Origin of the sequence: Deinococcus multiflagellatus, from assembly GCF_020166415.1 — a bacterium.
GTDB classification, from domain to species: Bacteria; Deinococcota; Deinococci; order Deinococcales; family Deinococcaceae; genus Deinococcus; species Deinococcus multiflagellatus.
Genome location: NZ_JAIQXV010000023.1, coordinates 49,196 through 73,069 on the forward strand (window position 1 = coordinate 49,196; position 23,874 = coordinate 73,069).

The 23,874-nt window shown below is 66.8% G+C and carries 28 protein-coding genes; 26 read left to right on the forward strand and 2 right to left on the reverse strand.

Going from position 1 to position 23,874, the window contains the following annotated elements; translation table 11 throughout:
• The first annotated feature begins 168 nt into the window (after positions 1–168).
• From K7W41_RS20310 to K7W41_RS20325, 4 genes are all read left to right on the forward strand, one after another.
• The gene (locus K7W41_RS20310; RefSeq protein ID WP_224612117.1) at positions 169–459 is read left to right on the forward strand and encodes a hypothetical protein; all 291 of its coding nucleotides are present in this window, start codon (positions 169–171) and stop codon (positions 457–459) included.
• A gap of 391 nt (positions 460–850) precedes the next feature.
• Positions 851–1,579, forward strand: coding sequence for a hypothetical protein (locus K7W41_RS20315; protein ID WP_224612118.1), 729 nt, complete (start codon positions 851–853; stop codon positions 1,577–1,579).
• Positions 1,580–1,650: 71 nt separating this feature from the next.
• Positions 1,651–3,702: a type I DNA topoisomerase gene (gene topA, locus K7W41_RS20320; RefSeq protein ID WP_224612119.1), complete on the forward strand. Its 2,052-nt coding sequence runs from the start codon at positions 1,651–1,653 to the stop codon at positions 3,700–3,702.
• Positions 3,703–3,759: 57 nt separating this feature from the next.
• Positions 3,760–4,626, forward strand: a complete 867-nt coding sequence (locus tag K7W41_RS20325; protein ID WP_224612121.1) for a hypothetical protein — start codon at positions 3,760–3,762, stop codon at positions 4,624–4,626.
• Positions 4,627–4,651: 25 nt separating this feature from the next.
• On the opposite strand, the gene K7W41_RS20330 is transcribed toward K7W41_RS20325, so the two are convergent.
• Positions 4,652–5,392 (reverse strand): hypothetical protein, encoded by a 741-nt coding sequence (locus K7W41_RS20330; RefSeq protein ID WP_224612122.1) that lies wholly within the window; start codon positions 5,390–5,392, stop codon positions 4,652–4,654.
• 70 nt (positions 5,393–5,462) lie between these two features.
• Between K7W41_RS20330 and K7W41_RS20335 the strand changes: the two genes are divergently transcribed.
• The 11 genes from K7W41_RS20335 (at position 5,463) to K7W41_RS20385 (ending at position 11,817) form a co-directional block, all read left to right on the forward strand.
• A complete protein-coding gene (locus tag K7W41_RS20335; protein WP_224612123.1) occupies positions 5,463–7,028 on the forward strand; it encodes an AAA family ATPase in 1,566 nt (521 codons plus the stop codon).
• Between the two features lie 106 nt (positions 7,029–7,134).
• A complete protein-coding gene (locus K7W41_RS20340; protein WP_224612125.1) occupies positions 7,135–7,707 on the forward strand; it encodes a hypothetical protein in 573 nt (190 codons plus the stop codon).
• Positions 7,704–8,042 (forward strand): hypothetical protein, encoded by a 339-nt coding sequence (locus K7W41_RS20345; RefSeq protein ID WP_224612127.1) that lies wholly within the window; start codon positions 7,704–7,706, stop codon positions 8,040–8,042. The genes K7W41_RS20340 and K7W41_RS20345 overlap by 4 nt, the downstream gene beginning before the upstream one ends.
• Positions 8,035–8,424 (forward strand): hypothetical protein, encoded by a 390-nt coding sequence (locus K7W41_RS20350; RefSeq protein ID WP_224612128.1) that lies wholly within the window; start codon positions 8,035–8,037, stop codon positions 8,422–8,424. The genes K7W41_RS20345 and K7W41_RS20350 overlap by 8 nt, the downstream gene beginning before the upstream one ends.
• A 42-nt stretch (positions 8,425–8,466) precedes the next feature.
• Positions 8,467–8,745 (forward strand): hypothetical protein, encoded by a 279-nt coding sequence (locus tag K7W41_RS20355; protein ID WP_224612129.1) that lies wholly within the window; start codon positions 8,467–8,469, stop codon positions 8,743–8,745.
• On the forward strand, positions 8,742–9,089 hold the full coding sequence (locus tag K7W41_RS20360) for a hypothetical protein (RefSeq protein ID WP_224612130.1): 348 nt from the start codon (positions 8,742–8,744) through the stop codon (positions 9,087–9,089). Before K7W41_RS20355 ends, K7W41_RS20360 begins: the two co-directional genes overlap by 4 nt.
• On the forward strand, positions 9,086–9,358 hold the full coding sequence (locus K7W41_RS20365) for a hypothetical protein (protein ID WP_224612132.1): 273 nt from the start codon (positions 9,086–9,088) through the stop codon (positions 9,356–9,358). Before K7W41_RS20360 ends, K7W41_RS20365 begins: the two co-directional genes overlap by 4 nt.
• Entirely contained in the window at positions 9,355–9,675 is a 321-nt protein-coding gene (locus tag K7W41_RS20370; RefSeq protein WP_224612134.1) for a hypothetical protein, read from the forward strand. The genes K7W41_RS20365 and K7W41_RS20370 overlap by 4 nt, the downstream gene beginning before the upstream one ends.
• Positions 9,676–9,948: 273 nt before the next feature.
• A complete protein-coding gene (locus K7W41_RS20375; protein WP_224612136.1) occupies positions 9,949–10,245 on the forward strand; it encodes a PadR family transcriptional regulator in 297 nt (98 codons plus the stop codon).
• Positions 10,238–10,885: a hypothetical protein gene (locus K7W41_RS20380; protein ID WP_224612138.1), complete on the forward strand. Its 648-nt coding sequence runs from the start codon at positions 10,238–10,240 to the stop codon at positions 10,883–10,885. Before K7W41_RS20375 ends, K7W41_RS20380 begins: the two co-directional genes overlap by 8 nt.
• A gap of 176 nt (positions 10,886–11,061) precedes the next feature.
• Complete coding sequence (locus K7W41_RS20385) at positions 11,062–11,817, forward strand: hypothetical protein (protein WP_224612139.1); 756 nt, start codon at positions 11,062–11,064, stop codon at positions 11,815–11,817.
• Here the strand turns inward: K7W41_RS20385 and K7W41_RS20390 are convergent.
• On the reverse strand, positions 11,814–12,965 hold the full coding sequence (locus tag K7W41_RS20390) for a competence protein CoiA family protein (protein ID WP_224612140.1): 1,152 nt from the start codon (positions 12,963–12,965) through the stop codon (positions 11,814–11,816). The genes K7W41_RS20385 and K7W41_RS20390 overlap by 4 nt on opposite strands.
• A gap of 148 nt (positions 12,966–13,113) precedes the next feature.
• On the opposite strand from K7W41_RS20390, the gene K7W41_RS23760 reads away from it, so the two are divergent.
• The 11 genes from K7W41_RS23760 to K7W41_RS20445 all read left to right on the forward strand — a co-directional run bounded on the left by K7W41_RS23760 (position 13,114) and on the right by K7W41_RS20445 (position 23,701).
• Complete coding sequence (locus K7W41_RS23760; protein ID WP_224612145.1) at positions 13,114–13,863, forward strand: CPBP family glutamic-type intramembrane protease; 750 nt, start codon at positions 13,114–13,116, stop codon at positions 13,861–13,863.
• A gap of 162 nt (positions 13,864–14,025) precedes the next feature.
• Complete coding sequence (locus K7W41_RS20400; RefSeq protein ID WP_224612147.1) at positions 14,026–15,744, forward strand: VWA domain-containing protein; 1,719 nt, start codon at positions 14,026–14,028, stop codon at positions 15,742–15,744.
• Between the two features lie 158 nt (positions 15,745–15,902).
• Positions 15,903–16,817 (forward strand): hypothetical protein, encoded by a 915-nt coding sequence (locus K7W41_RS20405; RefSeq protein ID WP_224612149.1) that lies wholly within the window; start codon positions 15,903–15,905, stop codon positions 16,815–16,817.
• A 32-nt stretch (positions 16,818–16,849) separates the two neighbouring features.
• Positions 16,850–17,107, forward strand: coding sequence for a hypothetical protein (locus tag K7W41_RS20410; RefSeq protein ID WP_224612150.1), 258 nt, complete (start codon positions 16,850–16,852; stop codon positions 17,105–17,107).
• A gap of 62 nt (positions 17,108–17,169) precedes the next feature.
• Positions 17,170–17,730, forward strand: coding sequence for an HD-GYP domain-containing protein (locus tag K7W41_RS20415; RefSeq protein WP_224612153.1), 561 nt, complete (start codon positions 17,170–17,172; stop codon positions 17,728–17,730).
• A 112-nt stretch (positions 17,731–17,842) separates the two neighbouring features.
• The gene (locus tag K7W41_RS20420; protein ID WP_224612155.1) at positions 17,843–18,421 is read left to right on the forward strand and encodes a hypothetical protein; all 579 of its coding nucleotides are present in this window, start codon (positions 17,843–17,845) and stop codon (positions 18,419–18,421) included.
• A gap of 99 nt (positions 18,422–18,520) precedes the next feature.
• Positions 18,521–19,696 (forward strand): hypothetical protein, encoded by a 1,176-nt coding sequence (locus tag K7W41_RS20425; protein WP_224612157.1) that lies wholly within the window; start codon positions 18,521–18,523, stop codon positions 19,694–19,696.
• Positions 19,696–20,829, forward strand: coding sequence for a glutathionylspermidine synthase family protein (locus K7W41_RS20430; protein WP_224612159.1), 1,134 nt, complete (start codon positions 19,696–19,698; stop codon positions 20,827–20,829). The genes K7W41_RS20425 and K7W41_RS20430 overlap by 1 nt, the downstream gene beginning before the upstream one ends.
• A 97-nt stretch (positions 20,830–20,926) precedes the next feature.
• Entirely contained in the window at positions 20,927–21,163 is a 237-nt protein-coding gene (locus K7W41_RS20435; protein ID WP_224612161.1) for a hypothetical protein, read from the forward strand.
• A gap of 50 nt (positions 21,164–21,213) precedes the next feature.
• The gene (locus K7W41_RS20440; protein ID WP_224612163.1) at positions 21,214–22,938 is read left to right on the forward strand and encodes a UvrD-helicase domain-containing protein; all 1,725 of its coding nucleotides are present in this window, start codon (positions 21,214–21,216) and stop codon (positions 22,936–22,938) included.
• A gap of 199 nt (positions 22,939–23,137) precedes the next feature.
• On the forward strand, positions 23,138–23,701 hold the full coding sequence (locus K7W41_RS20445) for a hypothetical protein (protein WP_224612165.1): 564 nt from the start codon (positions 23,138–23,140) through the stop codon (positions 23,699–23,701).
• The last annotated feature ends 173 nt before the right edge of the window (positions 23,702–23,874 follow it).

Genomic DNA, 23,874 nt, shown 5'->3' on the forward strand with positions numbered 1-23,874 from the left:
TTTTGATCTCGTGACCGCGACGCCGACCGACGCCAACGCCCTGGTCTGCGCCGTCTACGCTCACTCCACCCGCCAGGCCTTCGAAACCGCCCGCGCTGCAGGCTCTGACGGCCAGGCAGTCTGGCGCCTGGGCCAGTTTAAGGTGGGGCTGAAGACATTCCCTTCACAGTGCCGCCAGAGCAGGCCTGGGACATCCGCGGCCACCAGACCGCCGTCTTTCAGCGGGGTCAGCAACTATGTGATCTCCTGCATGCCGCTCAGGTGGTGGTGCCGGCCGGCGTGACCACCAGCGCTGCCCTGCTGGCGCGCCTGCCAGAGGACGCCGCCCTGGCCGAGCTGCGCGCGCTTCTGACGAAAGACACACAGAGCGCTTTTCCCTTGCAGGTTCTGCAGGGGCAGGGTGACCTGTGGACCGTGCCGCAGGCGCAACCGGTCCGTGTACGTCCGAGCCCGGATTAACGGCTTGCTAACGCCCTTCGGTGCAAGCTGAGCATCGCCCAGGAGGAGCGATGGCACAGCAGACCTACACAGTGGACCAACGCAGCGGATGGCATTGGAAGGAACAGCCGGACAGCTACGGCCGGCGGGCCACCTTGATCGGCGAGTGCAGGCGTTGCGGCCATCCCGTTCAGGCCGTGGCCACGCGAGCGGTCATCTCCCCCAGCATGAGCGCCACGGCCGTGAGGAGCAAATCAGTGACGGCGCGCCTCCGCCTCAGGCCACAGACCCTCCGGCACAGTCCCTGGACGGTCGCTGACCTCCCCTTCACAGCGGCGTGCAGCTGCGGGCACCACGACGGTGCTGGCTGCGGCGCCGTTTATTCCGGTGTGGACCACCTCCCGGTGCGCTGATGCTGGCCTGGCTCTGGAAGCTCCTCTGGCGCCCGGCCGCGCCTCTCCCGGCCGCGCCCGCCACCCTGCCCCCAGACGAACCGCCCTGGGTGGCCCTTTCCCGCACGGCCGTTCACGACGAACTGCCCACCGTCCAAAAGGCAGCGGCGGCCTGGCTGGCGGGCCTGAGCACACTCAGCGGGCTCCTCGCGGTGGCAGGGGTCACAGCCGGCACGGCGGCGCTGGACGGGCGCCTCCTGCTTGGCCGGTTTGACACCTACTGGCTCGGGGTGACGCTGCTGGTCAGCATCCTGCTGACCTCTGCGGCGGCCACCCTCTCTGCTGTTCAGGCCACCTCAACCCCATGGGCCACGGGCAGCACGGATCCCGCCAAACTCGAGCAGCGGTGGTACACCACCATCGACGCCATTCGTGGGCACCTGACCTGGTCGCGGCGGTGGATTTCGGTCACGGTCGGGGCCCTGCTGCTCTACGCGCTGCTGGTGCTGCTCTCGGTGAAGCCTGATCCCCCGCCCGCCGCCTACGTCCGGGTCATCACTGGCGCCGGCGTGTACTGCGGCCTGCTCGTCACCAGTGGGTCCCGGCAACTGGTGCTTCACCCCCGGACCGGCAAGCCAGGCAAAGGGCAAGAGCAGACCACGGACGCCCAGGGCATTGTGCTCCCGGGCAGCGTGACCGATATCACGCCAGTCACGGGTTGCCCGGCCAACGCGTTGCCCACAAAGTAGACAGACGTGATCGGCCCGGCGCGGGGCTCAAGTGCACACTGACCTGAGCCCCGCGCCACTACCCTGAAGGCATGGCCACCCTCGTGATTGTCGAGAGCCCCGCGAAAGCCCGGAAGATCGCCGGGTATCTCGGGGGCGGCTACGTCGTGCGCGCCTCACTCGGCCACGTCCGGGACCTGCCCAGCACCAAGGCGGACATTCCTGAGCGCTACCGCGCCGAACCCTGGGCCACCCTCGGGGTGAACCCAGAGACCTTCTCGCCCATTTATGTGGTGCCGGCCAGCAAGCGCGCCACCGTCAAAGAGCTTCAGGGGCTGGCGGCGAAAGCGGACCGGATTCTCTTCGCCTCCGACATGGACCGCGAAGGGGAGGCGATTTCTTATCACCTCAGTCGCCTGCTAAAGGTCGACGATCCGGTGCGCATGGTGTTCACCGAAATCACCAAAGACGCCCTGCAAAAGGCGCTCCAATCCACCCGGCCGCTGGACCTGCGCCTGGTGGCCGCTCAGGAGGCGCGGCGCGTCATTGACCGGCTGGTGGGCTACCGGGTCAGCCCGCTCCTCTGGACCAGCGTGGGCGGGAAACTCAGTGCGGGCCGGGTGCAGAGTGCCGCCCTAATGCTGCTGGCGCAGCGTGAGATGGCCCGGATGCGCTTCCGCCCGGCCACCTTCTGGGTCATCCGCGCCGACGGCCTGACCCGGCCCAAGTTCACGGCCATCGTCACGCACGTGCGCAGCCAGGACCATCCAGCGGGCCTGCCCATCGCCAAGGCCAGCGATTACACCCAGGACGGCGAGCTGAAAGAGGGCGCGCAGGTGCTGGAGATGACCGACGAGCAGGCGCAGGCCCTGAGCACCTATCTGGACGGCAAGGACGCGGCGGTGACCCGGGTGGAGGTCAGCGAGACCCGCTCGCGGCCCGCGCCACCCTTCATCACCAGCACGCTCCAGCAGGCGGGGGGGCGGCTGAAGCTCAGCGCCAAACAGGTCATGGATCTGGCCCAGAAGCTTTACGAAGGCGGCTATGTCACCTACATGCGGACCGATTCCCCGGCGCTGTCAGACGAAGCGCTCACCGAGGCGAGGCGGGAGGCAACGCGCCTCTTTGGACCGGCCGCTGTGTCCGCCCAGCCCCGGCAGTACGCCACCCGGAACAAGAACGCACAGGAAGCGCACGAGGCGATCCGGCCCGCTGGCACCACCTGGCGGGCCCCAGACACCGTGGGCCTCAGCGGGAATGAGCTGGCGGTCTACACCCTGATCTACCAGCGAACGGTAGCCTCCCAGATGCACGACGCGGTGTTCGACAAGACGGTCGTGACCCTGACCTGCGGCGCGGCGACCCTGACGGCCCAAGGGCGAGTCTTGAAAGAACCTGGGTACCTGCAACTGCTTCAGGACGATGACGAGGATCAGGAGAATCAGACGTTGCCGAAGCTCCAGGAAGGGCAGCGGGTGCCCCTGAAGGCCCGCCCCCCGGAAGGGAAGAAGACGTCCGCACCGACGCGGTACTCCGAAGCGACGCTGGTGCAGGCGATGGAGAAAGCAGGCATCGGGCGGCCCAGCACGTACGCGCAGACCCTGAGTACCTTGCAGACGCGTGAGTACGTCCGCCCGGTGGGGCGGCACCTGGGGGTGAGCGCGGTGGGGTTGCTCGTGACAACGTACCTGGCCCGCCAGGTGCCCGAGGTGCTGGAAAGGGACTTCACGGCCACCATGGAAGCGGGCCTGGATGATGTGGCCGCTGGAGAGACGACGCGGGTGGCCTACCTGACGCGCTTCTGGACCGAGGGCCTGGCCCCGACCATCAGGAAGGCGTCCCGGGACGCGCCGAGCCTGCCTTTGCCGCACCTGGCGGGGACGCGCCTGCGGGCCACAGCGAGTGGGCCCCACCTGGTGCGCTGTGGCCAAAGTGTGCCGTTGCCGCCGGAGGTTCTGCCCGCCGACCTGACGGAGGCCGACGCCGATGCCATCGTGCAAGGGGTCTGGACCCCCACAAAGCCCAGGGCGAGGAAAGGCAGCAGCGCCGCCGGGGACAAGGACGGGCCAAAGCCTTCTCGGAAGCGCAAGGCCACAACTGCACCACGAAAACGCAGCGCCAAGTCAGGCAAAGGGGCCGAATAACCCGCTGGGGGCGGTCCAGACGTCACCGCCACCAGGCGCGGCGGTGGCGGCCCAGCCATGCCGCATCTGTTGGTTCATCCCGCCGATCATTCGCTGCAGGACACCCTGAAAGCCCATCTCAGGCGGCACCTGAAAGCGGGGTTCATCCTGGTTCATCTAGAGCTGGCCGAACGGGAAGCCTATGTGGTCTGTGGGCATCCTGGGGGCCGGGTCAGCGCCTCTGTGGTGCCGTATGCGCTGCTTTCCGAGCCGCTGCCAGGGGGTGAGCACCTGGTGGTGTACGACCCCCTCTCTGAGCGGCACAATCCAGACGCTGCACGGCCCAGTGCTCACCTGCTCAAGCTGTTGACGCCAGACGACCAGACCGGGCGCTTTGCGGGGCTCGCAAACCAGACCCAGTGGCGCCGCCGGGCCCAGACCTGGCAGGCCCGTGTGCAGCGGAGCCAGTCCGGTGAGGTCCTGCTCGGGTATTACACCGACGCGGACCGGGGCTTCCACTTCAATGAAGCGGCCAAGGCGGCCCTGCGGCAGGACGCCACGCGGTACCTGAAGCGGGTCTTGAAGCATCTGGGATGGGCCGGCACGGTCACATTCAATCCAGCTGGGCCTGGGGTGAGCGGGGACGCATACCTCCACACCAGGCCCGCTGGCAGCGCGGTGGGCGCCGCAGTGGCCGTGGGCACCGGGGCCTCTCCCACTGCGGTCAGCGAGAACGGGGTGGGCATCCGCTGGTATCTGGAACCAGACCGGGCGGCGGCAGGGTCCCGCCATCAGCGTTGCTTCCGCAACCATTGGGCGGCATTCGACGTGCCTGCAGATGCGCTGGCCGAGACCATCCGGGCGGAACAGGCGCGGCAAGAGGCAGAGTCTCCCGCCAGCCCGTCAGTGTCTGGTCTCGCCGGGCATCACGCCCCTGGTGGATGAGTAGCGCCGCTCCAGCCGGTCGCGCTCAGATGCACTCCGGACCAACTGTTTCTGGAGAGACGTGCGGTGTGGTGGCCTCATCCCGCCAGCCCTTCAGGGTGATCTCTTGAAAGCGGCCCCGCTCGACCATCTGCACTTCGGTGACCTTGAGCTCACCCCGTTCCAGGCGCTCCAGCAGGGCCTGCACCTGCGAGATGGCGGCCTGGTGGACCTCGCTGGGCGATTGCTCCACCACGGTGTGGGCCCGGCGCACCAGGGTCACGCTGCGCATCGCCATGATGCCCCGCACCTCTTCCAAGTACGCCTGCATCAGGCGCGCGGTCTCCGTGTAGACCGTTTCGGCTTCCTCGGCCCACCGGGCCACGACCGCCGCCGCGTCCGCCGCGCTGTACAGCCCGGCCCCGGTGGGCAGGCTAAGGGTGCGCAGTCGCGCCACCAGCAAGGCCTGGATCTCCTCCAGCAGCGTGGCCACCTCGCTGCCCGCTGGCCGAACTTGCCGCTCCTCTTCAAGATCCTTGAGGACGGCGACGGCCAGGACCGCTTCATCCGACAGGCGACCGGTCTGCTCTGTCAGCAGGCCCAGGACGTGATACCCGAGCCGAATCAGCCGTCCCAGGTGTTCTTCTGGATACGGCGGCTCGGTGGTCAACGGCGCGGAGGTGTAGACGTGCAGGTACGCGCCATACGTCAACCGCACGTAAGGGGGCCAGTCGCGCTCGCCGGGCGGTTCTGGCGGCTCGAAGTGCAGCGACACAGGGGAGATCACCCGCCCAGCGTAGAGCATGCCGCCTCAGGAGGAGGCTTCACCCCGCGCGGGCGCGGGGTTCTGGCACAGCATGACCATCAACTTGAGCGCCGCTTTCAACAAGAACGAGGATTTTTTCCTGGGCCTGATTCGCCGCCAGCAGGTGCCCACGCACCTGGTCAGCCCCCGTGGCCCTTCGGGGAGCCAGCGGTACTACGGGCCCGGCATTGGGTATGCCGCCGCCATGCTCCTGACCGGTCAGGTGCAGGTGGAGCAGAGCGGCCGCACCCTGCGGATCCGCTTTCCCTCCAGTGGGAAGGCGGGTGGCCTGAAAACCGTGGCCAGCACGGATATGGGCGCGGGCCGCCTGTGGAGCGGCGACAGCCTCGACAGCGCCTCGGCCCCCTGGGTCCTGGCCCTGACCGAGGCCGTGGTGCTGGGGCAGCACCCGGAGACCCTGGCGGCCCTGCGCACCCTGGCGGGCCTGACGGGCGCCCCTGTGGCCATTGCCGCCCTCAAGCCCCTCCCGTCCGCGGACGTCAGCGTGCGCGAAGCCCTGCTGCGACTGTCGGATCATGCGTACTACGAACTCAAAGCGAAGCTGGACGCCAGTGAGATCACGAAAGGTGCCGTCAACCTCTCTGGGTTGCAGCCCGTACCGCCCTCAGCCTTGATGAAGCAGCTGCTCGGCACGCGGGAGACACCCACGGCCGCTGCGAGCAGCCCCCTGGCCCGGCTGCGCCGCCTGACCCGCCGGGGCGGCGCGGCGCTGCTGGTGGGCCCGCCCGGCACCTTCAAGACCGAGACCGTGAAGCGTCTGGTCCTGGAAACCGGCGCGGCCGTCGTGAAGATGCGCGGCGCCCCCGGTATCGAGGACCGCGACTTTATCGGCGCCATCACCCCCGGGGTGAATGGCCCCGAGTGGGTGGACGGACCCCTGGCCCGCGCCTTCGTGCTGGCCAAGTCGCGCCCCACTGTGCTGCAGATCGACGAGATCCTGCGCTATCACGCCGAGCACCTGCAGGTATTGGTGGGGGCGATGGACGAGCTGAGTTACGAGGACGCCCGCGCGGTCCTGGCGCCCGCGCTCGACCAGCTCGCCGACGCAGAGCGCCCGGCCTTCCTGCAGGCCACCCTGCCGGACCCGGGCGCACGCTACTACATGCTGGACCTGCCGACCGGCGAGGCGATCTTCTGCCCCAAGCCGCACCTCGTCTGGGCGCTGACCACCAACATGGGCGAAGACCACCTCCAGACCGCCCAGACCCTGGATTCAGCGCTGCTGTCCCGCATCGATCTGGTGATCGATTACGACCGCCCCGACGTGGAGACGGTGATGCCGATCTACGAGGCGGTGGCGGGTGACGCGCGGCTGGCGCAGCTGGGCTATGAACTCGAAGACCTCACCTACGCCATTGCGGCGGACGCGGAGGGGCTGCTGGTGCGCCCGATGGACGCCCGCAAGACGATTGCGCTCCTCAAGGAAGCCCGCGCCTGTGTCGAGGACGGCCTGAGCCTGAGAGACGCGGTGCTGGAAGCGGCGTTCGTCACGGCGGTGCCGCACTGCTGCCCCCGGGACGCGCGCGGCCTGATCGAAGAGGCCAGTCGGGCGGGCCTGCTCAAGCGCATCGCCGAAGAAGTGCTGCCCGCGGCGTGAGGGGTCGAAGACGTGCGGCCGACTTGCGCTTCGCCGTCTCGCGCCTTCACCGTCCCGGGCAGCGGATCAGGTGCCTTGGTCCGACACTGAGCCCTTCTGGAGCCCCATGACCCTGATAACCCCTGTTCCCGAGTTGACCGCCCTCCACATGCATGCCCTCCGGCAGGGGAGTGCCAAGCTGGCCGCCGAGCTGGCCCAGGCCGGCGTGCGCCAGGCCGAGATTCACGCCGCGCTGCTCGTCCTGGCCACCCGCGCGGTCCTGATCGACGAGGTAACGCGCGAAGCGCGCGGCCTGGAGTTGCAGGCCAGTTTTGCGCGGGATGACCTGGCGGTGACCCTGAAGGCCCCCACCTTTGCCCTGATTCAGCCGGTGGCCCCGGTCGCCCGGACGCTGGCCCTGGACGCGGGGCACGTCACCCCGGTCTTCCAGGCCTGGATGCAGGCGCACCAGGGGGCGCCGGACACCGCCGCAGCGCGCCTCCTGGCCCAGGTGGACGCCCTGGTGCCGCTCCGGGCGGTGGCCCTGCACCTGAGTGCCTACGCCCTGGCCCGGCACCGGGGGGAGGCCGAAGGCCCGGCCCGGCTGCACGCGGGCGCCGTGGCCTGGCGCGGCACCGGCCTCCGGCCTGTGGCGGGCTGGGTTCAGGTGCCCGGTACGCCGCTGGGGGCCCATGCATGACCCCAGGACAGACCGACGTCACGCCCCCTGAGCGCGCCGCTCGCCTCACCACCCTCCTGCTGCTGTTCCTGTGGTTGATCACGGCCCTTTGGACGAGCGCCGGACCTCTGATGACCCCGGATCCGGCCCCGTGGCTGTCGGCTGGGCTGAGGCGCCTTCTCCCAGTGGCCGTGACCCTCAGCAGCCTGATGGTGGCGCTGACGGTGCCGCGCGCCATGATCCTGACGTCCCAGTTGCGCTGGCGGGTCTTGTTTTGGCTGAGCCTGGCCGTGGCCAGCCTTCACCTGTCGGCTCTGACGGTCCGGGCGCTGCAGTGGATGACCGGGCATGGCTAGGCCGGCGGGCGCCGGGGCAGCGCTGGGCCCCCTGCCGCTCTCGGCCGTTCAGCAGGTCCAGCTGTGCGGCGGCCTGACCCTGGTGGCCCTGGGCCTAAGTGCTGTGCCGGCGCTGCGGGAGGCGTCGGTGTTTCTGGTCCCGGTGGTGGCCGCGCAGATCCTGGTCCGGCATGCCTTCGGGGTGACCGACCGTCGCCTTCACCGGCTGGGCACGGTGCATCTGGCGCTGTGCGCCGTGGTGATCGGCGTCACCGGGCAGGTGAGCGGCCTGCCCGGGGCGTGGGGCGTGGCCCTGGGCAGTCTGATGCTCCTGCTGGCCCTGGATGGGGGACTGTGGCGGTGGCGGCGCAGACACGCGGCGCCCCCCGCGCCCCAGACATAGACGGCTTGGTCTTTGACCGACACAATGCATTGAGGAGGCCCCATGACGACAGACGGAACGCCCACCTTTCGCCGAGGGACCGGCGCGCCGCAGCCCGCCGGAACGTGGGACTGGTACGGCGACTTTGATCCCGCCCACAGCACGCCGCCGGAGGAGTTTGAGACCTTCAGCATCGGCGTGTTCCAGTGGGTCGCCAAGAACCAGGGCAACGGCACGAAAAAGAGCAAAATCGTTCGGCGCTTCACGGCACCCGTGGCCCACCCCGAACAGGCGTACACCAAGGCCCTGGCGTTCATCACGCAGCAGGCGCAGGGCAGATGACACCCGCGCCGACCCTGCCACCGGAGATCCCGGCGGTGACCGACGTGGAACTGGCGTTTGGAACGACCAGAGCCCTGCCGCCGCCGGCGGCGTGGCCAGCCGGGCTGAACGGGTCACATCCTGCGGTGCAGTATGTCGAGGCGCTGTTTTTCGATCCCCAGCAGGCCCAGCGCCGCTTTATTCTGCGCTGCCGGTTCGAGATGACCCAGGCACAGGGGCAGGCCGCGTTCAACCTGGTGCTGGCGCATCTGCGCAGCTGCGCCCCCAAGCATGAACACAAGGTTCTGGGCTGCGCGGCGCTGCTGGACCGGTATTTCACGGTGCATGCGGGCTCATCCACATGAGTGCCGCCCCGTCTCCCAGCCTGGTGAAGGTGGGTCAGCTCTGGCAGGACAATGACCCCCGGCGTCAGGCCGGCAATCCTTGGGGGGAGCGTTTTCTCAAGGTATTCGCGTTGGACGGGGCGTATGCCGAGTGTTATGTGGTGGACCGGCAGGGAAGGCTCTCCGTGGCCGAAGACCGGCGCTACCGCAATGGCACGCCGCGCCGCATTCGACTGGACCGCTTCCGGCCGAGAAGCAGCGGCTACGTCCTGGTGGAGGAGACCTTATGAGCCTGAAACGCTTTTTGCCGCTGGCGACGGCGCGAATCACCCGTGACCGCGCGGCCCTGACGGGAACCTACACCCTGCGAGACCTCCAGGCGTGGGTTCACGAAGCCGCTGCACCAGAGCAGCCGCTGGCCGCTTGGCAGCGCAACCAGCAGGGGGCGGACCGCAACGGGATGCGGCGCATCGCCCTTCGTTTGGCCGACGCCGGTCTGATTGAACCCATCCAGAGCCCGAGGACCGTGTCCTTTCGGGTGGTGCAGGACACAGAGGTCGTGGGGGAGAGCCGCCCGGCCAAACCGGCAGCCATTCGTCTGTTGTAGGCACAGGCCGTGCTGATCCTGGTCAGACCACCTGGTTCAAGTGTCGGGTCAACCAGACCACTGTTGACCTGGCTACGGACGGTAGAGGTCGGTGTGAGGTCGAGCAGGCGCGGGCGGGAACGGCTGCCACAGGTACTTTGAGCAGCGCTAAGCCAAGCGGAGCCGCCCCCAGAGCCGCGGAAGAGGCAGCCCCTGTCCCGAGGTTCCTTGAAGGCATACCGGTATGGTGATTTATGCACAGTCGAAAATAGACTTATAGTCGAAAATAGACTCATGCCCAGAGGAATCCAGATCAACAAGAATGCCCTCAAGGTCATGAAAGTGCTGTACGACGACCTGGACGGGGAGCACTATGGGGTCAGCCTGGGCCAGGCGAGCGGTCTGGGCAACGGCACCCTGTACCCGATTCTCGACAAGCTCGAAGACCTGGGGTTCCTGACCGGCGACTGGGAGAAAGAGCCTGCTGGCCGCCGACCCCGGTTTCTCTACCGCTTGACAGCCGAAGGGATTCAGGCCTTCCAGGCCGAACGCGCCGCCCTGTTCGGCACGCCGGAGGTGCACCATGTTTAAGGTAACTGTCGCCGAGTGGCTACTGAGCCTGGGCCTTCCCCTACTCCTTATGCTGGCCCAGGAATTCTCGACGCCCGTAGCCGAGTGGCTGATCCGCGCCCTGGCGCGGCAGCTGCCCAGGCGCCGGGAGCGCCGCGAGGCGGAGTGGCTGGCCAATCTGGAGCGGGTGCCGCCAGGCTTTCGCCGGCTGTTCCACGCTCTGGGGTATGTCAAAGCGGCCGTGGCCGCCCAGTCACGCCCGGTCGGTCTGGTGCTGCTGGGTCTCGTGATGTCCATGATTCGGATGGCCGTGCGCGTAGCCGCCGCGCCCCTGATGGTCTGGATGATGTGGGAAAGTGGAGCCCAGGCGTTGCAGGGGCAATCAGGCCTGGACGATCTGCTGGGGCTGCTGGTGCTCCTTACCATGTTCAGTGCGGCGTTTCCGAAAGACGCGGTGGACTTCTCGTGGGTGCCGAACTGGCGCTATCCGGAACGGGTGATGCTCGCACTGGCCAGCGTTCAACTGGTCTCTCTGGTCGGTCTGGCTGTGGTGGGGGAGGGCACCTTGCGGGGCGCCGCCCTGCTGATGTTGGCGGCCGCCGCTGTCTCCGTCCTCACGGCGCTGCTTCCCGCCCTTGTTCGGCGCCGCGCTCGCCACTGAGACCCCGCTTCATCCCCTCCCTTGGCCCTGGTGAACAGCCAGGGTCTGTTTCATGGGGGAAACCTTACCCTCAGCCTGCGCTCAAGGCTTGGGGACTCTCCGCTCATGGTTTATCTGGCTGACATCCCCTCCCCTGAATGTCGCCAGTGAAAGGGGCGTGTTACGGTCAGTGCAACATGCGGGCCTCCCTCACGGTCACCCCTCCTGTTCGGCTCCTCCAACCGTTTCGGCTGACCTGGTGGCAGTTGGCCGGCCTCCTGGGCCTGCTGGTGGCCCTCCTGACGGCCGAGGTCTGGATCCACCACCACCTGGTGCTCTCCGCGCTGCGGGCCGAGTTGGGAGCTGTGCCCCCCTTCGTTGGCCTGGAGAGTGGCGGGTGGGCCGCGCGTGTGGTGGAAGCACCGGTGCTGGAAGAGCTGGTCTTCCGCAGCGCCTTTTCCGCGAGCCTGGTGCCTTTGGTGGCCGCCGCCCGCGGTCAGGATCCAGGCTGGCAGGCCAGGCTGCGGGGTGGAATGGCCACGGTGCTGCTCGTCATTCTCCTGCTGGTGCCGCTGGGGTACGCCGTCATCAACGTCGGCGACACCCTGTTTCAGGCGGGTCTGATGTTGGTGGGGATAGCGGCCACGGGCACGGCCCTGGCGTTCATTGGGCGGGGTCAGGCCATCCCCAGCACCGTGACGTGGGGGTTTGGCCTCCTGACCACCGTCGCCTTCGCACTGGCCCACCTGGCCAATTACGAAGCCCTGCCCCACCATCCCCTGGTGACGCTGCTGGTTGTGCCGCAGCTGATCAGCGGCCTTCTCTTTTTGGCAGTGACGCAGCGGTTCGGCCTGCGCGCCGCCATGCTGGTCCACGCCGCTGGCAACGGTCTTCAGTTTTTGCCGCCGGTGGCCGCGTGGCTGGCGCTGATCGGGGGGACCAACCTGTCCTAGCTCCCAACCAGTTCACTCAGCCGCGCTGCCACCAGATCCCCCACCAGCGAGACTCCATCCTCAAAGCCCAGGAGCTTCCGGTCGGCGTAGGCGCCGCACGCCCCGCAGAAATTCAGGAGATGCTGCCGGTCCCGGCTGAGCCGTGCCAGAGGCCCGAAGGCCCGCCACTCGGGGGCGAACGTGCTCATGACGAAGACGCCTGGGGCGCGGCACTCCCGCCCGGGGCAGCGGCAGGCCTTCACGTGCAGGCCCAGGAGGGCGTGGCCCGGAACCTGCCGGGCCTGATAGAACGCCGCGGCGAAGTCTGCCGTTCGCCGCTGGCGCTCCAGGGTGGCCTCAAAGGCAGAGGGGCGGGCCGGCTCGACGACCTTGGGAAAATGAACGGCGTACGCCGCGCCCAGCAGGCGGTCGCTGACCCCCTCGTGCGCGGGGCAGGTGTACCGGTCGTAAGTGTCGACGTAGACCTCCCCGCTGTGCCATTCCTCGTGCACCCACTTGCCCGAGCCCTGCGCGCGGTAGTGGTAGACGTCCAGGGGATGCACTTGGGCGGCCAGGTCCAGATCGTGGACGAACGCCTCGATCACCGGGTTGATGGGCGGCGCGTCCCGGACCATGTACAGGGCGTAGGGGTTGTCCAGCAGGGGTTCGGCGTGCACCTCTACCCAGTTACTCAGGCCGCTGCGCCGCTTGTCCTCCGGCACCCGGTGGTGGTGATAGACCTCGTAGCCACCCTGAAAGGCGCCGTGCAGCAGGGTGGCCACGTCGAGGCGGTAGGTCACGTCCCCCACGCGGAGGGCGTATTCCGTCACCACTTCGGTGTGCGGTCCAGCGGGGCCGTCAAAGGCGAACACCACAGCCTCTGTGCAGCCTGGCCAGGAACAGGGAATATGCAGCATCATCGGGTGCTCGCGTTCACGCAGCGCCCGGGCCAGTTCCAGTTTGGCGGCGTGGTGGATCACGCCCTCGCCGGTACAGGTGGTCACGTCATAGTGGCTGAAGTGCGGCGCCCGCTTCGGACCGCGGCGCAGCTTGACCCGGGTGCCGCAGTCCAGGCAGGTGTACGGATGGTCCGGGCCTTTGGGCGCGGTCGTGGCCCGGGCGAGGGTGCCGCCCTCAGCCAGCGCGTAGAACATCCGAACGTCTGCCATGCCCCCTAAGTATGCCGTGGCCGGACGGGGCAACGCGCCGACGAGCGCCGCCTCCGAGACGTGTTGATCAAGTTCAAAAAATACGTTAAAAGCAGAATACAGCACAATGTGTTACATTCATTGCAGAATGAAGTCCTCGAATCCTGCCGTGACCGAGCCTGTGCTGCTCCGCTGGCCTCTGCCGCCCTCTCGCCTCACCGTGCGGGGTGCCGGGCTCCTGGCGCTGCTGGTGATGGTGAGCCTGACGGTTGAAGCCTGGATCCACTTCGAGGTGGTGGAGCCGTGGCTGCGAGAGGTGACGGGCGCCGAGGCGTTCAAACGCGAAGCCAGCCAACTTCCGCTGAGCTGGCAACGGTTCGAGTCCATCGTCATCGCGCCGTTGATGGAGGAAAGTGCATACCGAGCCGCGTTTTCTGCCAGCTTAATGCCGCTGCTCGCGGCGGCGAGCGCGCCCGGTCGGCGCCGCGTCGTTGAGAGCACCGTGGCCACGGTGCTGCTGATCCTGATAGGGTTCGCCAGTTTCTTCTTCGGTGCGGGGCATCTGCTGAGCGGATGGTCCGTTGCGGGGGTGTGCTACCTGCTCAGCCTCCTGGTCACGGCGCCGGTTCTGGTGTGCCACGTCAGGGGCCGCCCGGTGCCGCGGGCCCTGTGGATCGTGGCCGCCGTCGTCACCACGTTGGCGTTCGCCGTCATGCACCTCGACAACTATGTCGCGCTGCCCAGTGACCCCAGGGTCGCGCTGTTGACGGTCCCCCAACTGCTGGGCGGCGGCATCTTTCTGTTTGCCGCCGGCCGCTACGGCCTGCGCGCTGCCATGCTGGCCCACATGACGAGCAACGGTCTGCTGGCCGTACCCTGGTTTGTCAGCTGGCTTCACTGGGTGCTGGCCACGGTCTAAAGGGAAGGCGTTTAGCCCAGGCCGAACGGCGCGGGGCCCAACACAGGACGTCGCACCGGGCATGTAGGCTGTGTGGGTGCTGCTTTGAACGTGGGGTTCGGCGTCCTGTGGCCTCAGGAACGTCACCCACAGCCCCGGAGGGCTGTGGGGTGTGGGCCCAGCATGCTCACCCTGCCTGCCGCCCGCGCCACCCAACCCTGGCACCTTCAGCGTCATATCCGCCAGGCCGTGCTCAACGTTTTCCGGTACTGCAGCGGCAAACTCAGCTACACCCTGCTGCTCAAACCCGGCGAAGGGTTGGCCTGGGTGGCCCCCGAGCGCCGCCTGGTCTACATCACGGCGTCTTTGCCGGATGTGCCGCCCGGGGTGCGCTTCGATCCCGTGGGCGAGGACCTGCGCCGCAGCCTCTTCCTGGTGGGGTTCGCGGCCCACGAAGCCGGGCACGTGCGCTTCTCCGGTGCCAAGCCGAGCGGGACCCTGGGCGAACTCTGGAACGCGCTGGAGGATGAACGCATGGAGCGCCTCATGGTCGAGGCCTATCCCGAACTGCGCCTGCGCCATGCTTTTACCTTCCTGGGCGACGTGGTCAGTGCGGGGGCCCAGGCCAAGTTTGAGGGTACCGCGCTTGAGGGGTGCCTCTTCTGGCGCTGGGAGCATGACCGTGTATATCCCCGCTGGCAGGTAGACCCAGCCCAGGCAGAGCTCTGGGCCGACGTGCGCCCCCTGGTCGAAGCCGCGTGGCAAGCGCGGGATAGTGACCAGGTGACCTGGATCGCCCAGCAGATCCTAGGGCTGGTGCGTGGGGATCAGGCCTCTCCTTCTGGCGCGGACACAGGTTCGCCGGACGCAGAAGAGCAGTCGCCTGGCTCCAGCGAAGCGTTAGAGGCGGCGGGCACGGCAGGTGGGCAGGAGACACCTGAGACCGGGGGTGATGAAGCGGCCACCGGGCCAGCCTCGGGTGACTCGGCGGACGAAGGGGACAAGGTGGCGGTGCCGGAGAGCTGGGCCGGACAGGTGAGTGCCACGGGTGCGGGTGCGGCCGCGCAGGACGGGACCACGCCGGACCCTGAAGCGGACGCCGAGCTGCAGGCCCAGCTGGAGGTCCTGAGGCGTCAACTGGGGGCTGGATCAGACAGCTGTCCCATCATTCCGGCCCCGAACGTGGACACCGCCAGTGATCTGCTGGCCGCCGGGGTCGAGGGCCACGCGCGGCAGCTGGCCCCGCTGCTGCGGCCCGCTGAGCGGGCTGGGCACACCACCGCCCACCGCTCGCGGGGCCGTTTCCGCTATGACCGGCATGTCCAGGGCGCCGAGCGCGCCTTTGCACGCAAAACGGAGCCGACCCGGCCGCAGCCGATCTTCCTGGACCTGCTGCTCGATGTGAGCACCAGCATGGCCGGTGAGCCGCTGGCCTGCGCGGCGCAGGGGGCCCTCCTCGTCACGCGCGCGGCCCACCTGACCGGCAGCCGCACCCGCGTGACGGCCTTCAATGCCACCTTCGCCGAGGTCGTGCCGGTGGGCACCGACTTCGAGACGGCCAGCCGCCGGATCGCGGGCCTCACCGCGCAGGGCGGCACGCGACTGCAGCCCGGCCTGGCGGCGGTGCTGGGGTCGGCGCCGGTGAGGCCCGACGAGGTGCATGTGGTGGCCGTCATCTGCGACGGCGAGTTGAGTGACGCCGATTACGCGCAGTGCCAGACGCTGGTGCATGCAGGGCGTGAGCGGGGCGTGCGCTTCATTCCGGTGCTGATTGGCGACGGGGTGGACGCCCAGGCGGCCTGGCGTCAGGCCTTTGGGAGTGCGGTGCCCTGTCTGGATTTGAGCTCGCTCGCCGCCACCTTGAAAGCCACCCTCACAGCGCTGCGCCGCAGGACCGCGTAGGGCGTCACCAAACTCTCGCGCCGCACATCATGGGCGGCATGACACGGTACGGGTCACCTCTCCTCTGCACTCTTCCGCTGCTCCTGGCCGCCTGTAAGGGCACGTTCCCACTGCCTGGGGGCCCTGACACGCCTGGGGCATCAGCCGGGGCCCCTCAGATGGCGCTGAGGCTTAGTGGCCCGCACCAGACCGCCGGGACCCTCACCTACTGGGGCGGCGAGGACCTGGAGCTGACAGTGCTGAATTTGCCCAAGGCAGCCACTGTGCGCTGGCACCTCAGCCGGGGGGAGCTGACCCTAGGGGCAGACGGCGGCGCCACGATTCCGGCCTCCAAAACGAACCGGCAGGTGCTAACGGGCACGCCAGTCACCGTGACCGCTGAGGTCGACAGTGGCGGAGTGGTGTCCCCACTGAGCCTCAGCGTCAACCTGGACTTCGCTCCGCCCCGAGCCGAGGGGGGCGTGACCGTCACGCGGCCTGGTGAAGCGCCAGTGCCTTTCACGGCCGGTATGGCGCTGCGACGGGGGGTGACGTTTCAGGCCCGGTTTGAAGATGATGGCGTCGGGATGGCGCCCGTGAACCTCTCGGCTTGGCGGGGGAGTCTTCCGGTGCGTGACGGCCTGACCACCACAGACCACCTCCCCGAGGCGAGTGAGTATTCGCTGCACGGAACCTATCTCCAAGACCGCCTGGGCAATCGCATTGACGGCAGCACCGAGGTGTTGGGCGGGCCCTTCAGCACCGATTATGTAGCCCCCACCATCACGGCAGACCGGCCCAGCGGTGCGCCGCTGGCGGGCCCAATCACCCATGAGGACGGCACGGTGACGGACGACGCCCTGGTCTTTCTGGTTGCCGACCCCCTGCTTGCCGATGGCGCCGCAGGGTCAGGTGTAAGCCGCCTGAGCATCCGTCCAGCGGGCACCGTCACCGCTGGCGTGGCGCGTGTCACCCTCGCGCAGTTGCGTGCTGCCGGAGCCACTGGACAGACCACCGTGATCGTGACCGCCACTGATTTAGCTGGCAACGTGACGACGGTGGAACAGGAGGTGGACCTTGCCTCCAGCCATTGACGGTGTCCGTCCTGGCCAGGCAGGCTCAGGTCATGACGCAGCCGTCTTTGTTCGCCGATCCCCTTCTGGAGCGGCGGATCGCCGCCTTGACGCAGCGTGGCATTCACCCGCGCACAGCGGCCAGAGAAGCGGCCGTCCAGCCCGACGACGCGCTGTTCTGGCGACGACTGGCCTTTGCCGATCAGCTGGCGCGTCAGCGAACGAACCTCAAAAATCGCGGGGGTTTCGTGCTGTCCGTGCTTCGTGACCAAGACGGCTCGAAATATGGCCCGTTGCCGCCGCGCCGATGAGCGCTCTCATCCAGACAGGACCAGTGCATCCACACCGTGTCGCTCATGACCGAGGTTCTGTGATGCACGCGGCCCTTCGTAACCAACTGGCGGGGGAACCAATTGCCCAACTCAGGGCCTTTGACCCTCTGGCCGACGCGGGTCACGCGGTTCGCGTGGCCGACCTGAGTCTCCGGATTGCCGCGGTGTTCGGTGAGCCCGTTCAGCCCCACGACCTTTACCTGGCGGCCTGTCTTCATGATCTGGGCAAAGCTGAACTGCATCACCTCGTCCAGTTGCCGCGGCCGCTGACCCAGGAAGAGCGCCAGTGTATGGAAAGCCACGCGACCTGCGGCGCGGTGATGGCCCAGACGCTCCTGGGGGTCTCCGACACCGTCAAAGCCTACGTGCTGCACCACCACGAGCAGTGGGGGGGGTGCGGGTACCCACTGGGCCTTCGAGGGGAGGCCATTCCCCTCGGAGCCCGGATTATCGCGATCGCGGACACCTTCGACGCGTTGGTCAGTGACCGCCCCTACCGTGCCGGTTGGTCCCGCCCAGACGCCCGGGCTTACGTTCTGGCGCGCGGCGGCTGTCAATTTGACCCCCGGCTTCTCCTGGCCTTCGAGCTGGCAACGGCCTGACGACACAGGAAGGGCGTCACCCCGCTCGTGAACTGGGCGGGGTGTGCGCGGCCCATGATCTGTTCCTTGACCGTTCCTGACGCCACCGGCAGCTCTGGAAAGGGGATGCGCGGTGAGTGACCCAAATGTGCACCTCCTTTCCATGCTGGTGCAGGACACGCACCATGCCGCAACGGGCGAGAGTCTCGCCGGACACACGGCCGTGCCCTTTGGTTCGGCGCTGCTGGACGTGCTGCGCGAGGAGTGCCGGAATGTGGAAGAGCGTTCCGGCGCGCCGCTGCGTCTGATTCGGGTGTCAGAGCCGGACGAACTTCTGGTGCTGGCGGGCCGAGTAGAGAGCGGTGCGCACATGTATACCAGCGTGAATCACCTGATTCGGTCACTGCTGCTTGAGGATCCGGACTCGCCGGCGCCCAGGCTCAGTCGACGTTGGCTGACCGTGCCCTCAGGCCAACCTGCTCAGATGTACCGGGACCAGCTGCGGCTACCGGCGTGGCACCGCCACATTCACGCGCACGTGAACTTCCTCGCTCAGGCGCACTGGTGGCATGCGCGCGGGGCGACCCCGTCCCAGGCGCAACGCGCAGCGGCGGCCACGCTGGCGCAACGCCTGCATCTGACATTTATCACAGAGGGAGAAGGCCACTGGCCAGCGGATGTGGCCCCCCGCGACCCTGCAGCGCTGCACTAGGCCTGGTCCCTTCAGGTGCTGCGCCTTGTGTTCCGAACCCTAGCGCCAAAACACTCAGGGCCATCTCGCGCCGAGCGGCCGCCGCTCTTGAGGAGCCCTATGAAACGTCTGACCAGCAGCATCACCCTGAGCCTCATGACCAGCGTCAGTCTGGTGGCCTGCGCGGACAGCGCGTCAGGTGAACTCAGCCAGGGCACCGTGGATCCCACCTATGAACCTGGCGCGCTCAGCGCCCTGAGCTCAATGTTCGGCGCAGAACGTGGCAGTGTAGACCGCCTGCAGTACGCCTCGTTGGCCGACTGTCAGTTGGACTGGGGCAAAGATCCGGCGCTCTGCACGACGGACGGGGGGGTCAAGGGCCCTTACATGAGGCGGACAGGTTCGGTGCTGCGCGTCATCCCGTCCGCGACGCAGGACGATGCCAGCACCGCCCGGGATTTCAGCGGCCCACAGGTCGACGGCTCCAAGACGTTTCATAGCCTGGCCGTAGGCGCCGTGAAGCTCGAACACCATCCTCAGCTGGCCTTTGAGTATTACAGCTTTACCGGCGTGGACAGCGGCACGACCGCCCAACCCGTGGTGACCGGCAAAGTTCGGGCCCTCTACCCCTCGCTGGCGGCCTGTGAAGGTGACTGGGGCAAAAGCGGCCGCGCTGGCCTGACAAGCTGCCTGTCCGGTAAGAACGGGGTCGCCGGACCCTACTTCACGCAAGACAAGCCCGATCAGCCGGTGCGGTTTAACTATTACTACGGCGACGGCAAGGTCAGCCCACTGACAGCCGCAGCGCCGGACACAGTCGGCGTGCTCCCCAGCGGCATTCTGGTCACGCCATTTTTCGCGCCGCAACTGGAATCGACGGCCGGCACCCGCACCCCCTATGTACGGTCGGCCTACACCTGGGACGACTACGGTGAGCGCTGGACGCCTCTCAATGTTACGGCCCAGCGCGCGGTCTACCAGACGCCCGACCAGTGCCACAATGTCTGGGGCGAGGCGTGCCGGTCCAGTGGTGGGGTCTTCTACTCGCCCATTTTTTACGGCGGATACTACTACCCATACTCCAGCGGCAGCTCCACCACCGTTGGGAAAACAGCGTACCCTCTGACCGCCGCGATGGCCGCCGCCAGCACCTCGGCACGGTTAGAGGCCCACACCATCAACGCCGCCGCCGTGCGGATGCCGTCAGCCGTGACGGCCCCATCACGAACAGCCGCCACGCCGTCAACGGCTGTTCGCGGCCTCTTTGGCTCGGCCGCGCGCAGTGGGGCGTCCTGATGCGCCGCGTCAGTCACCAGCCGCGGCCACACGCCCAAGCAAGCCATCAAGCCCTGAACTTCACCTGGCATGCCGGATACTGGGTCGAAGACGCGCATTATCTCTTCACGACGGCTGAAATCGACCGGATTGAGACCGCCACCCGAACGCTGATCGAGATGACCTTCAGCGCAGTTGACGAGGTGATCAGGCGACTGGACTTTCAGCGCTACGGCATCCCCGAGTATCTTCATGGCCCGATCATGCGCAGCTGGGAAGTGGACGCGCCGACCCTGTATGGCCGCTTTGACTACGCCTATGACGGCGAGCAGCTCAAGCTTCTGGAATACAACGCCCAGACGCCCACCAGCCTCTATGAGGCGGCCGTGGTGCAGTGGGGCTGGCTCAATGAGACCTATCCGGGTCACGATCAGTTCAACCGCATTCACGAGGCACTGCTGGAGCAGTTCACTTACTTGCGGGAGCAGCGGGGGTTGTCGGCGATGCACTTTGCCTGCGCGCCCGAGGCAGAGGAAGACGTCGGTACTACCCGCTATTTGCAGGACCTGGCCGTGCAAGCGGGCCTGCATACCACGTTCTTGACGTTGGCAGAGCTGGGCCTCCAAGACGGAACCACCCTGGTGGACCTGGACGATGAGATCATCACGGCCCTGTTTTGGCTTCACCCCTACGAATTCATGTGGGAGGAAAAAAGTGCGCTGCTGCTTCCATATCTGCCGCCCCAGACGACCGTGCTGGAGCCGCTGTGGAAGATGATTCTGTCCAATAAACAGCTGCTCGTGACGCTCTGGGAGATGTTTCCGGAGCACGAACTGCTGCTCCCTGCCTCTAACACACCGCTCAGTGGCCCATCGGCCCGGAAAAGCAGAGTCAGCCGGGAGGGGCAGAACGTGACCCTCTTTGACGCGTCCGGGAGGGTCCTGGCGTCCACAGACGGTGAGTATCCCGATGACCAACCGGTCTACCAGGGTCTGGCTACGTTGCCTGGCATGCCCACCAGTGATGGGCAGGTGCGGTATCCAGTGCTTGGCGCGTGGGTTGTGGGGGACGCGGCTCCTGGGATAGGCATCCGGGAAAGCGCCGGACTGATCACTGATAACCGCAGTTTTTTCGTTCCGCACCGGATTGAGTAGGCGCCGGCCCTTCTGCTTGTGGAATGCCAGATTCTGCGGGCTATGCCAGTTTGGTGCAGCCTTGCACGCCGCACCCACGCGCCTTCACCGTCCCGGCATGTTCTGGTTCTCTGTGCTGCGCACTGTACTGCTGACTTGTAGCGTTCTGCCTGTTGCCCTGCTCATACCGCTGGCCGTGCTGATGGACACGCCTTTTTCGGAATGGGCACCACAGGCTTTGCTGCTGGCAGGAGTGCTGCTGGCGTGCGGCCTGGCACCTGACCTCAAGGGTTTTTGCCTCCTCCCTGTTCGCCGTTCGTCCGGAGGATCGGCAGCAGGGTGCCAGCGCCGCTGATAGACGGCGTCACCCCCAGATATGGGGGTCTTCGCACCTTGAGGGAGCCTATGCCGAAGAAATCACCGCCACCCATGTCGCCACTGTTTGCAGACCTGACCACCGTTCTCACGTCGCGCGGCAAAACCACTCTTCGGGCCCGCCGGACACCCAGTCCACTGCAGCAGGCCATCTTGAATGCGATTGAGGCCCGGTGCGGCAATCTGTTGATTGAAGCCACCGCCGGCTCGGGCAAAACCTCACTTCTCGAGATGATTGCAGAGCAGCTGATCGAACTGGGATGGCTTGACGGCACAGGTCGGGCCCTGTTTCTCGCTTTCTCCAAAGACATTGTCAAAGAACTGCAGACGAGGCTGCCCCAGCAGGTCACGATTCGCACCATCAACAGCCTGGGGTATCTGATCTGCCGTGAACAGTTGCCCTCTTGCGACTTTCAGCCCAAGAAATACGAGGTGCTGCTGCGCGACGCGGTCGGCAACCGGCGGTACAGCCGGCAGGTCGCGGCCCAGGTGCACGAACGGCTGGACGCCTGCGTCCGCATCACCATGAGTCACCTGCTGCCCCTGGGCATTGACCGCGCGAGCTGGTGTCAAACGATGGACGAGTTTGACGTGCCTGTTCAGGGGATGGAGGACGACCTGTACGGACTGACCATGGAGGTGGTGCGGCGGGGCATGTCGGACGTCGCGGAACGGGGGATCGTGTCTTTTCTGGACCAGGTGTACGCGCCGTGGTTCTTCGGTTGGCGGCTCAAACAGCCGTTCCGGTTCCTGCTGGTGGATGAGGCGCAGGACCTGAGCCGGGGTCAGCAGGCCGTGGTGCAGGCCGCGTGTGATGAGCGCAGTCTGGTGATCGCGGTCGGGGATGCCAGCCAGGCCGTCTTTTCGTTCAGTGGCTCAGATCGGCACTCGCTCCGCCGCTTGGGCGACACGTTTCAGGCCACCCGCTTTCCGCTGAGTGTGACCTACCGCTGCCCTCAGCGCCACGTCGCCCTGGCCAGCCCTTACACGTCTGTCATTGAAGCGGCCCCTGGGGCCAGACTGGGCACACTCGACGATATCTCAGGTGAGGAGTTTCTCTCGCTGGTCCAGCCAGGCGATCTGGTGCTCTGCCGAGTCAATGCCCCTCTGGTGCGGTGGTGCTTTCGGTTGGCCCAGGCTGGCCGTCCCAGCCACGTCAAAGGCCGGGACGTGGCCAGATCCCTGGTGGCACTGGCGAGGGACGCCGCGACCTGGGACGGCCAACGCAGCCACCGTGAACAGGCCGATGACGCGCTGGTCCTCCATGCCGTCACCTTCGAGACCCAGCTGGCCAGCCTGCACGCCTTCAATGTGGCCCGGCTGCGTGCTGAAGCCGAGCGTCAGGGCCGCGATCCAGACATGCGCGAGGCCAATGCCTACGACCGGGTGAAGGCCCTCTTGGTGATCCTTCAAGAGGGAAAACCAGACACCCTGGGGGCACTGACCCAGCAGATTCGCGCTTTATTTCAGAGTGGCAAAGACAGCGTGACCCTCAGCTCTGTTCACCGTGCGAAAGGGTTAGAGGCCGACCGTGTTTACATTCTGGAGCCCGATCTGATGCCCCATCCCAGCGCGCGCACTGAGGCCGCGCTGGAAGCTGAGCACGCCGTATTGTTTGTCGCCTATACCCGCGCAAAACGAAGTCTGCTGTTCGTTGACGCCCAGGACAGTCACATTCCGGCGGGGCTCCGGGGCAGAGAGGCCCAGAACGAGGCGAACACGGCCAATCAGGCGCGCCCTCTCAGGGAGTCATGACCAGGATCAATCAGATCCATAAGGCCGCTCCAGGGTGGGTGCAGAACCACGCGACGCAAGGCGCGCCATTTTCTTTCGCCGGCCTTGTTCTGTCAGGCGTGATCCACGAAACGCCGCGGAGAGAGGTGAGAACGTCTCACCCCCTGAGTCGGGGGGAGCGGGGGGTGCAGGTCGATGGACGGATCGTCCAGGAGGAACTATGCAATTTCTTGTTGTGACTGGCCAGCACCTTTCAGATTCAACCTCAGGGCAGCGGCGCTGGTGGAGCAGTGCGGACTATCTGGCTGCACTGACTCAATTTCGGCAGTGGGAGCGGGAAGTGCAGGAGCAGGGCTTTGTGCTGATTGCCGAGGTGGCGGGCCATCCGGGTCCAGAGGAATTGGCCGCGGCGGCGAGGAACCTGACGTTAACCTCGTCGACTGTGATGCGCAGTGCGCTGGGCCCGGCCCTGGCAACCGCCTATGCTCAGATCGACGTGCCCATCCCTCACATGACAGCGACCACCTACGCTGACCTGAACGCTCAAAAATACCTGCTTCTGCAGATGCTAGACGGCGCCCCACTGTCTGGTGCGGATTTGATGCTATTGAGGGGTCTGGTGGACTTTCTTAACGCGATTCAGGACAGAGCAAGCTATGCCGGTGTTCCAGACGCGGTGGTCTGGCCGAATGTGCCGTTCGGTGTGGCCGTCGAGCAGGAGACGCAACTGGTGGGCACGCAGGCCGAGCGGATGACGCTTCTGCTGCAGCGGGGCCAGTCGTGACTGCTCTTCTCATTGACAGCAGCAACGCTATCTGCCGCGCTTATTTTGGCCAGGCCAAGGGCCAGGCCAGCCGGGTGCCTGAAGTCCTGAGTTCCGCTGTGCGTACCTGGCGCCACCAGTTTCAACCTGAGTATGTCCTTGCAGCGCTAGACGACACGCAGAATTTCCGTCAA

What these genes read in the sequence shown, in the direction of transcription:
- K7W41_RS20315 (WP_224612118.1), top strand. Translation starts at nt 851, where the DNA reads ATGCTGGCCTGGCTCTGGAAGCTCCTCTGGCGCCCGGCCGCGCCTCTC.
- topA (WP_224612119.1), top strand. Translation starts at nt 1,651, where the DNA reads ATGGCCACCCTCGTGATTGTCGAGAGCCCCGCGAAAGCCCGGAAGATC.
- K7W41_RS20325 (WP_224612121.1), top strand. Translation starts at nt 3,760, where the DNA reads ATGCCGCATCTGTTGGTTCATCCCGCCGATCATTCGCTGCAGGACACC.
- K7W41_RS20335 (WP_224612123.1), top strand. Translation starts at nt 5,463, where the DNA reads ATGACCATCAACTTGAGCGCCGCTTTCAACAAGAACGAGGATTTTTTC.
- K7W41_RS20340 (WP_224612125.1), top strand. Translation starts at nt 7,135, where the DNA reads ATGACCCTGATAACCCCTGTTCCCGAGTTGACCGCCCTCCACATGCAT.
- K7W41_RS20345 (WP_224612127.1), top strand. Translation starts at nt 7,704, where the DNA reads ATGACCCCAGGACAGACCGACGTCACGCCCCCTGAGCGCGCCGCTCGC.
- K7W41_RS20350 (WP_224612128.1), top strand. Translation starts at nt 8,035, where the DNA reads ATGGCTAGGCCGGCGGGCGCCGGGGCAGCGCTGGGCCCCCTGCCGCTC.
- K7W41_RS20355 (WP_224612129.1), top strand. Translation starts at nt 8,467, where the DNA reads ATGACGACAGACGGAACGCCCACCTTTCGCCGAGGGACCGGCGCGCCG.
- K7W41_RS20360 (WP_224612130.1), top strand. Translation starts at nt 8,742, where the DNA reads ATGACACCCGCGCCGACCCTGCCACCGGAGATCCCGGCGGTGACCGAC.
- K7W41_RS20365 (WP_224612132.1), top strand. Translation starts at nt 9,086, where the DNA reads ATGAGTGCCGCCCCGTCTCCCAGCCTGGTGAAGGTGGGTCAGCTCTGG.
- K7W41_RS20370 (WP_224612134.1), top strand. Translation starts at nt 9,355, where the DNA reads ATGAGCCTGAAACGCTTTTTGCCGCTGGCGACGGCGCGAATCACCCGT.
- K7W41_RS20375 (WP_224612136.1), top strand. Translation starts at nt 9,949, where the DNA reads ATGCCCAGAGGAATCCAGATCAACAAGAATGCCCTCAAGGTCATGAAA.
- K7W41_RS20380 (WP_224612138.1), top strand. Translation starts at nt 10,238, where the DNA reads ATGTTTAAGGTAACTGTCGCCGAGTGGCTACTGAGCCTGGGCCTTCCC.
- K7W41_RS20385 (WP_224612139.1), top strand. Translation starts at nt 11,062, where the DNA reads ATGCGGGCCTCCCTCACGGTCACCCCTCCTGTTCGGCTCCTCCAACCG.
- K7W41_RS20390 (WP_224612140.1), bottom strand. Translation starts at nt 12,965, where the DNA reads ATGGCAGACGTTCGGATGTTCTACGCGCTGGCTGAGGGCGGCACCCTC.
- K7W41_RS20400 (WP_224612147.1), top strand. Translation starts at nt 14,026, where the DNA reads ATGCTCACCCTGCCTGCCGCCCGCGCCACCCAACCCTGGCACCTTCAG.
- K7W41_RS20405 (WP_224612149.1), top strand. Translation starts at nt 15,903, where the DNA reads ATGGCGCTGAGGCTTAGTGGCCCGCACCAGACCGCCGGGACCCTCACC.
- K7W41_RS20410 (WP_224612150.1), top strand. Translation starts at nt 16,850, where the DNA reads ATGACGCAGCCGTCTTTGTTCGCCGATCCCCTTCTGGAGCGGCGGATC.
- K7W41_RS20415 (WP_224612153.1), top strand. Translation starts at nt 17,170, where the DNA reads ATGCACGCGGCCCTTCGTAACCAACTGGCGGGGGAACCAATTGCCCAA.
- K7W41_RS20425 (WP_224612157.1), top strand. Translation starts at nt 18,521, where the DNA reads ATGAAACGTCTGACCAGCAGCATCACCCTGAGCCTCATGACCAGCGTC.
- K7W41_RS20430 (WP_224612159.1), top strand. Translation starts at nt 19,696, where the DNA reads ATGCGCCGCGTCAGTCACCAGCCGCGGCCACACGCCCAAGCAAGCCAT.
- K7W41_RS20435 (WP_224612161.1), top strand. Translation starts at nt 20,927, where the DNA reads ATGTTCTGGTTCTCTGTGCTGCGCACTGTACTGCTGACTTGTAGCGTT.
- K7W41_RS20440 (WP_224612163.1), top strand. Translation starts at nt 21,214, where the DNA reads ATGCCGAAGAAATCACCGCCACCCATGTCGCCACTGTTTGCAGACCTG.
- K7W41_RS20445 (WP_224612165.1), top strand. Translation starts at nt 23,138, where the DNA reads ATGCAATTTCTTGTTGTGACTGGCCAGCACCTTTCAGATTCAACCTCA.